The sequence below is a fragment of the Rhizobium sp. C104 genome (assembly GCF_022354505.1).
GTDB classification, from domain to species: Bacteria; Pseudomonadota; Alphaproteobacteria; order Rhizobiales; family Rhizobiaceae; genus Rhizobium; species Rhizobium redzepovicii.
Genome location: NZ_CP092353.1, coordinates 393700 through 399699, shown reverse-complemented (window position 1 = coordinate 399699; position 6000 = coordinate 393700). Strand labels below are relative to the sequence as shown.

The following is a 6000-nucleotide window of genomic DNA, read 5'->3' as shown; positions in this document are numbered from 1 at the left end:
TGTTTCGCGACCAGCAAGTTCCGACTGTCCTCGGAGCCTGGGAGGTCATCGTCCTGAAGCATCTCGCGGAAGCGTTGCAAAGATTACAAGCTAATGTCTGCTTTCAGTCGTGACAAACATTGTCATTGGTCGCTTGATGGGGATAGGGGGAGCCTGTTGCCTCGGCTCCTCCCTCCCAGCCACCCGGCATCCGGATCCGCACCGGGCGGTTGGAGCAGTTGAAGTCGGCAGGATCGCAGTTCTCCCAGCCTGACGCGTGGCGTTGCTTATCCTGGTGCGGCGGATTTCATTTCTCGCTGCCGTGGCCCTTCGAGCTTCACCCTACCTGCCAGATCGGCGAGCTTCGCTGACGCGACCATCAGAGACCGTTCAAATCAGATAACCAGCGGTTCTCCCTTTCGCTCGTTCGGCCCTTCGTCCGCACTTCCGTGCTCACTACTAAGGCCTCTGCTTCTCGCTCAGGCTCGACACCGTCGCCCTTTGGCGTGAGGCGAGATCTCCCCAGGTAAGAGCGCACTCCTTCACTGCCCGACCGCCGGATCTACGCCACCGCCTCTTGGTCAAGAGAGCTTCGCCGTTCTTTGCCCGCTCGCCCTGGTCGGCACCGCCATATCCGATTCTTGTTCATCGGCCCTCAGTTTCGATCCACGCTTCCTCCTCACGGTTGGTCGCCCTTCCTCAGTTGCGCTTCGCTTCGCTCGCCATGACCAACTTACGTGGGGACTTCCACCCACAAGAGTGCGCCCATGCTGGGCGCACAACACGAAGCTGCTCGATCGGGTCCGTGCATCAACTGACCTTACTACACCAGCCGCATAGAAGGCTGGCGGCCATTCTACCCAGTCAACCGTGACCTTAGAATGTCATGAGATCTTTACGGTCATGACGATCAAAATTGCCCATCAAAACCTGCGAACCCATGGCGGCGACAGGACGGTACCTATCTCGATGGCTGACCTTGTGAAAGGTGGCCCCGAGGAGCTGCACCGTTCCAGAAGCGTCTGAAAAGTCGTTTCGTTTCAAAGTGTTGGAGCTGTGGTCAGCTGACCACTGGAAAACTAGCTGTTGGCGGGGCGTCTTACTCCAAAAAACTCCCTGCCAGTTGGCCCACGACAGCAGGTCGGGCGGAAAAACCTTGATCACTGGACCCGCTGGCTGGCGCTCAATCCTCATCCGGCGGCGATTAGACCGTATGTTCGTAGGGTGAAGGTGGCCCGCCCCCGCGGTAAGCTGAATTCGGGGGTTGCTCTGGATAGGCCGGAGCCGAGCCCCACGCTTAGCGAGGGCGAACCATGAAAGAAGATAGCGTAATTTTCGTCGGCTTGGATACGTCGAAATTGAAGATTTCGGTGGCCATTGCCGACGGAACCCGCAACGGCGAGGTGCGGTTTTTCGGCGACATCTCCTCGGAGCCGGCATCAGTGGCATCTATGGTCAACAAGCTTTCCAAGCGCGGAGCTAAGCTTCATTTTTGCTATGAGGCCGGTCCAACGGTTACGGTCTTTACCGGCATATTGTCGAACTGGGGCATGATTGCGTGGTCGTGGCGCCGTCACTGGTGCCCAAGCGTGCGGGCGACCGGGTGAAGACAAACCGCCGGGATGCCATGGGTCTAGCGCGCCTGCACCGGGCGGGCGAGCTGACCGCAGTCTGGGTCCCAGATGAAGGCCATGAGGCGATCCGCGACCTGGTGCGGGCGCGTGAGGCGGCCAGCGACGCGCTGAAACAGGCGCGTCAGCAACTTCAGTCCTTCTTGTTGCGTCATGGCCGGATCTATGCCGGACGCGAACCATGGACGCGTGCCCATACAAGATGGCTGACTGACATGCCAGGCCTTCGATCATCCCGCCCACCAAATCCTGCTGGCGGAATATTGCCAGGCAGTCGCGGATGCCTGCGTGCGCCTGGATCGGCTGACCAAGCTGGTCGTCGAGACCGCGGCATCCTGGTCAATGGCCCCGGTTGTGGCCGCCTACCAGGCGATCCGCGGCGTCGCGTTCATGACGGCGGTCACCTTTGTCGTCGAGATCGGCGACGTCAGGCGCTTCGATAATCCCCGTCAGTTGATGGCGTATCTCGGTCTCGTGCCGTCGGAAAGCTCAACCGGCGAACGGGTCAAGCGTGGTGGGATCACCAAGGCGGGCAATACAAGGGCTCGAAGGGTACTCATTGAAGGGGCTTGGACATATCGCTTCCCGGCTCGCGTGAGCCCGAAGATCCAGGCGCGACTGGACGACCTACCAAGAACGGTTCGCGAGATTGCTTGGAAAGCCCAGGTGAGGCTTTGCGCGCGCTATCGCAAGCTGATGGCGGCAGGCAAGCCGAAGGTCGTCGCGGTCACCGCCATTGCGCGAGAAATGGCAGCGTTCCTGTGGGCCATCGGGCAGGAGGTCGCTCCCATAGCAAAAGGCTAAAGGCGAATAACCAGCTTGAACAGAGACGCTTAACCCGCAAATTGAAATCATCTGCTGTTGGACAAAGATGGAGGCAGGGCTCCGGTGGGGAACCCTCGCAGGCTCTATGTGGCGGACAATTCCAAGCCCGAGATTAGACAGAGGCAGCCCCAGACGAACACACGGAAATGCGGTACCCAACCCGCGCATAAGAGTATGCCAGCCGTCGTCGAAATGCCCTGTCTCCTCCTTTGTTCAACAGCTACACGCATCGGCTTTCGTCCTCAAAACCGGAAAGAAAGACTCATGACTAAAGAGCTTGCAAACGAACATAAGAGAGCCCGGCGGTTTAGAGTAGGCCAAATGGCGCGGTTACGGCGGTTATTTCAGCATCATTTGTCGGGGTCTGGATCCGAGCGATGCGTGCGGCCGGAATTGGTTGTACAACACGACGACAGAACACCCACGGGACCGAGGTTCGCGAGCTTCTGTATCCGTGGCATCCCTGGTCCGGACGGCTTGTTCACGTGCATGAGGCGGTGTCTAAAGGGACGCATATTTTCCGCTGCAGCCTTTCTGGTTCTTCTTCTGGTCGACTTCTTGAGGTCCCGTCGTGGATGTTCGACCGATCAGTGAGTGGTTGTTGGCGCAGCCTGGCGGTCCCGCACGTCGATCTCGCAAGCCTGCATTCTTTGGCAAGATTGCTGAAGGACGCTGATGCCTCATCGCAATCTTCGGTAATGGGCGCAGCATTGGTCTCTCACGAAACGAGTCGGAGAGATGTTCATGCCTCGCCAGCCCATGACATGCCAGTTCGATCTGTTCTCGGCCCCGCAGCGGGGAAGACGGCAGGGACGCCGCAATGGCCGGAGTTGCCGGAGGAGACCCGCCAAGCGTTGACGGTGCTCATCGTGCGGCTGTTCGTCGATCACGCAAAGTGCGGACATGCCTGCCAACAGAAGGAGGCCGGTCATGATGCATGAGAAGATCGCGCCGCATCATCTGGAGCGGAAGGCCATCCTCTATGTTCGGCAGTCCTCGGCTCACCAGGTTCTGCACAATCGAGAGAGCAGCGCCCTCCAGTACGCCATGCGCGACCGTCTGGCAGCGCTTGGATGGTCACATATAGAGACGGTGGATGACGACCTTGGTCGTTCGGCCGCCGGCGGCGTGACCCGCGCTGGATTTGATCGGATGGTGGCGGAAGTCTGCCTTGGCAAGGTAGGCGCCGTGGCCGCGCGTGAGGTATCGCGCTTCGCCCGGAACAGCCGCGATTGGCAGCAACTCATCGAGATGTGCCGCGTTGTCGATACCGTCCTGGTCGACCAGGAAGCAGTTTATGCGCCCCGCCAGGGCAACGACCGCCTGCTCTTGGGTTTGAAGGGCAGCCTCAACGAGTATGAACTCGATCTCTTGCGTCAGCGTTCCCTTTCCGCCCGCTATGAGAAGGCTCGCCGCGGTGAACTCGTCGTCACTGTTCCGGCCGGCTTCGTAAAGGCCGGTGACAGGATCGAGAAGGATCCCAATCGGCGCATCCAGGAAGCCATCGCACTCGTCTTCGACAAGGTCACCGAACTCGGGAGTGCCCGGCAGGCCTTGCTATGGTTCCTTGAGCAGGGATTGGACCTGCCCGTCAGGTGCGCCAACGGTGACGTCATCTGGCGCAGGCCAAATTATGCCACCATCCACCGGATGATTGCGAACCCGATCTACGGCGGCGCTTATGCTTATGGTAAGAGTCGTTCCGTACCAGGATACGATGGCCGATCTGGAATTCGCCGCAAGGCGCGTGATGAATGGCTGGCGCTGATCCCGGATGCGCACGAAGGTTACATCAGTTGGGAACGGGCGGAGGAGATCCGCAAGATGGTCAGCGACAATGTACCGGCCAGTCGCCATCATGGAGCGCCGAAGCATGGCGACGCTCTGCTTGCCGGCCTGTTCCGCTGCAAAAGGTGCGGCCGGAAGCTGACGGTTCGTTACACAGGAGCCAACCATAACATCCCGCGCTATTCCTGTTGGCGAGGGTTGCTCGACAACGGCGAACCACGTTGCATCGCCTTCGGCGGTCTGCGGGTCGATGACGCGATCGAAGAGGCACTTCTCGGCGTGGTCGAGCCAGGAGCCATTGCCGCCGCCGTCGAGGCGGAACGCAATATGGCCAACCAACGCGATCAGGTTCAGGATGCCCTGATGCGCGACCTCGAGGCAGCACGCTATGTAGCCGACCGGGCATTCCGGCAATATGACGCGGCCGATCCAGAGAATAGGCTGGTGACGTCGGAGCTGGAAGCACGCTGGAACAAGGCGCTGACTGGCGTCGGTGAGATCGAGGCCAAGATTGCCAAACATCGGACAGTTACGCCGCATCCGTTCCCCATGTCCGCATCACAGGTAACCGCACTTGCGGGAAACCTTCGCGCCGTCTGGACGGCGCCGACAACCGATGCAAGGCTGAAGAAGCGCATCGTGCGCACGCTCATCAATGAAGTGGTCGCCGATCTCGATGATGGAACCTCTGAGATCGTCCTCGTCATTCATTGGGTTGGAGGCGTCCACACCGAACTGCGCCTGCCGAAGCGACACCGTGGCCAAAGAAATGCGACCCCTGACGACATTGTCGACGCTGTGAAACAGCTCGTCTTGATCGCCAATGATGATGTGATTGCCGGTGTCCTCAATCGCAACGGACTGACGACCGGCAATGGCAATCGCTGGACACGGGAGCGGGTCACCGCGCTGAGGTCATATCGCAAGATTCCGGTCTTCCGTCCGCAGATCGACGGGGTTGAGCCATGGCTTAATCTGGGCGGTGCGGCGAAGTTACTCGGGATATCGCCAAAGACGCTGCGTCTGGCGGCCGAGGCTGGCGATATTAAGGGGGCTCATCCGCTACCCGATGGCCCATGGATCTTCAGCCGTTCCAAACTCGCGACCCCGCAAGCACGTCAGATTCTCGATCGTGCCCGGAAGAACCCTCGCCACCCCGCGGGATCGCCTCCAGATCAGGAAAATCTATTCCTTTCAATGACATAGAAAGATGGGTGTTATGAAACAGGATTGTAATCGTCGGCCCATTCGGCAATGGCACTTCGGGCATGATCGAGGCCGAAGAAGAGGCTTTCGTTGAGCAGCTCGTCGCGCATGCAGCCGTTGGAGCTCTCGACATAGCCATTCTGCATCTCCTTTCCCGGCGCGATGTAGTGCCGCTCGACCTCATGATCTTTCGACCGGACAAGGATGGCATTTGAGGTGAGTTCGGTGCCTGTCGGAAACGACCATTCCAGGTTTGCCGCGCATAGGATGAGGGTCGTCAGCTCTCGAGCGACGCGACGACGCAAGATCGAGGTGTCCGGGATCGCCGCCAGGCATTCGCGCGTCACATCGTCGACGATGTTGAGCACGCGAAACCGCCTTCCGCAAGTGAACTGGTCGTGAACGAAATCCAGCTACCAGCGGGCATCGGCTTTCGCTTCGACCAGGATCGGGGCCTCTGCGGATAGCAGCAGGTATTTGTTCCTATTGTTTGCGTCCTATTCCTTCGGCGCCATCGCGCATTCGCGATTAGCCGGCGCAGCAGACCACCTTGCGATTTGCTCGCCGCGAC

General features: G+C 59.5%; 2 protein-coding genes and 2 pseudogenes. 3 read left to right on the top strand and 1 reads right to left on the bottom strand.

Annotated features, from left to right (window positions below; translation table 11 throughout):
* The first annotated feature begins 1292 nt into the window (after positions 1–1292).
* From MF410_RS34005 to MF410_RS33995, 3 genes and pseudogenes are all read left to right on the top strand, one after another.
* Positions 1293–2414, top strand: a pseudogene (locus tag MF410_RS34005) (IS110 family transposase).
* 398 nt (positions 2415–2812) lie between these two features.
* Entirely contained in the window at positions 2813–3376 is a 564-nt protein-coding gene (locus MF410_RS34000) for a hypothetical protein (protein WP_239621094.1), read from the top strand.
* On the top strand, positions 3366–5429 hold the full coding sequence (locus tag MF410_RS33995; RefSeq protein WP_097622254.1) for a recombinase family protein: 2064 nt from the start codon (positions 3366–3368) through the stop codon (positions 5427–5429). Before MF410_RS34000 ends, MF410_RS33995 begins: the two co-directional genes overlap by 11 nt.
* 23 nt (positions 5430–5452) lie before the next feature.
* Here the strand turns inward: MF410_RS33995 and MF410_RS33990 are convergent.
* Positions 5453–5884 (bottom strand): annotated as a pseudogene (locus MF410_RS33990) (integrase core domain-containing protein); the annotation flags it as partial.
* Positions 5885–6000 lie beyond the last annotated feature (116 nt).

Bases quoted from the DNA above. Each gene is read 5' to 3' on its own strand.
- MF410_RS34000 (WP_239621094.1), top strand. From the start codon at position 2,813: ATGCGTGCGGCCGGAATTGGTTGTACAACACGACGACAGAACACCCAC.
- MF410_RS33995 (WP_097622254.1), top strand. From the start codon at position 3,366: ATGATGCATGAGAAGATCGCGCCGCATCATCTGGAGCGGAAGGCCATC.